Source organism: Streptomyces sp. FH025 (assembly GCF_017427025.1).
Lineage (GTDB): Bacteria > Actinomycetota > Actinomycetes > Streptomycetales > Streptomycetaceae > Kitasatospora.
Map to the genome: position 1 here is coordinate 1 of NZ_JAFLNG010001065.1, position 1735 is coordinate 1735.

The following is a 1735-nucleotide window of genomic DNA, read 5'->3' on the forward strand; positions in this document are numbered from 1 at the left end:
CGCCTGCACGAACGCGGTGCCGTCGCGCAGCACCGCGGTGCGGATCGCGATCGCGGTGTCCGAGTCCCCGGCGAAGTCCAGGTAGCCGACGCAGCCGCCGTACAGGCCGCGCCGGGTGGGCTCCAGCTCCTCGATGATCCGCATCGCCCGGGGCTTGGGCGCGCCGGAGAGGGTGCCGGCCGGGAAGCAGGCGGTCAGCACGTCGAAGGCGCTCCGCCCGGGGGCGACCTTGCCGGTGACGGTGGAGACGATGTGCATCACGTGGCTGTAGCGCTCGATCTGCATGAAGTCGACCACCTCGACGCTGCCCGGCTCGCAGACCCGCCCGAGGTCGTTGCGGCCGAGGTCCACCAGCATCAGGTGCTCGGCCCGCTCCTTGGGGTCGGCGAGCAGTTCGGCGGCCAGCACCGCGTCCTCGTGCGGGGTGGCGCCCCGGTGCCGGGTGCCGGCGATCGGGTGCAGCATCGCCTCGCCGTCGGCGACCTTGACCAGCGCCTCAGGGCTGGAGCCGACCACGTCGAACCCGCCCTCGGCGCCACCGTCCGGCCCGGGGAAGCGGAACAGGTACATGTACGGGCTGGGGTTGGTGGTGCGCAGCACCCGGTAGACGTCCAGCGCGGAGGCCGGGCAGGGCGCCTCGAAGCGCTGCGAGGGGACGACCTGGAAGGCCTCCCCGGCCCGGATCCGCTCCTTGATGTCCTCCACGGCCGCCCGATACGGCTCCCCGCCGAACGGCGAGTGCACCTCGCCCGGGCCGGCCGGGGTGAAGGTGGCCAGGCCCGGGTCGACCGGCTTGAGCAGGTCGGCCTCCATCGCGTCCAGGCGGGCCACCGCGTCCGCCCAGGCCTCGTCCACGCCGCTGGCCAGGTCGTTGTGGTTGACGGCGTTGGCGATCAGCAGCACCGTGCCGTCGTTGTGGTCGAGCACCGCGAGGTCGGTGGCCAGCAGCATGGTCAGCTCGGGCAGCTTGAGGTCGTCCGGGTTGAGGTCGGGCAGCTTCTCCAGCCGGCGGACGACGTCGTAGCCGAGGTAGCCGACCAGGCCGCCGGTCAGCGGGGGCAGGCCGTCGTCGGCGTGGCGCGGGGTGTGCAGCGCCTCCAGGGCGGCGCGCAGCACCTGCAACGGGTCGCCGGTGGTGGGGATGCCGACCGGCGGGGTGCCGAGCCAGCGGGCCTCGCCATGCTCGTCGGCGGTCAGCACGGCGGCGCTGCGCACGCCGACGAAGGAGTAGCGCGACCAGCGGCCCTGCTCGGCGGACTCCAGCAGGAAGGTGCCGGGCCGCTCCTCGGCGAGGCTACGGTAGAGGCCGATCGGGGTGAGGCCGTCCGCGAGGAGCCTGCGGGTGACCGGGATCACCCGGGTGTCGACGGCGAGCTTGCGGAAGGCTTCGAGGTCCATGCGGGGCGGCACCTTCTGGAGTTCTTCGGGTTGGCTGGGGTCAGGAAAGCGGGAGCACGTCGGCGTCGAAGCAGGTGCGGTCGCCGGTGTGGCAGGCCGCGCCGGTCTGGTCGACCTTGACCAGCAGGGTGTCGCCGTCGCAGTCGAGCGCCACCGACTTGACCGCCTGCGCGTGGCCCGAGGTGTCGCCCTTGACCCAGTACTCGCGGCGGCTGCGGCTCCAGTAGGTGCAGCGGCCGGTGGTGAGCGTGCGGTGCAGCGCCTCGTCGTCCATCCAGCCCAGCATCAGCACCTCGCCGGTGTCGTGCTGCTGCGCGATGGCCGGGAGGAGGCCGTC

General features: G+C 73.3%; 2 protein-coding genes. Both read right to left on the minus strand.

Annotated elements, in window-relative coordinates:
- On the minus strand, positions 1 to 1398 hold a 1398-nt coding region (locus tag J0670_RS37325), incomplete at its 3' end, for an anthranilate synthase component I (protein WP_207817216.1).
- 40 nt (positions 1399 to 1438) lie between these two features.
- Positions 1439 to 1735, minus strand: a 297-nt coding sequence (gene hisI, locus J0670_RS37330) for a phosphoribosyl-AMP cyclohydrolase (RefSeq protein ID WP_207817217.1), incomplete at its 5' end; no start/stop codon positions are given.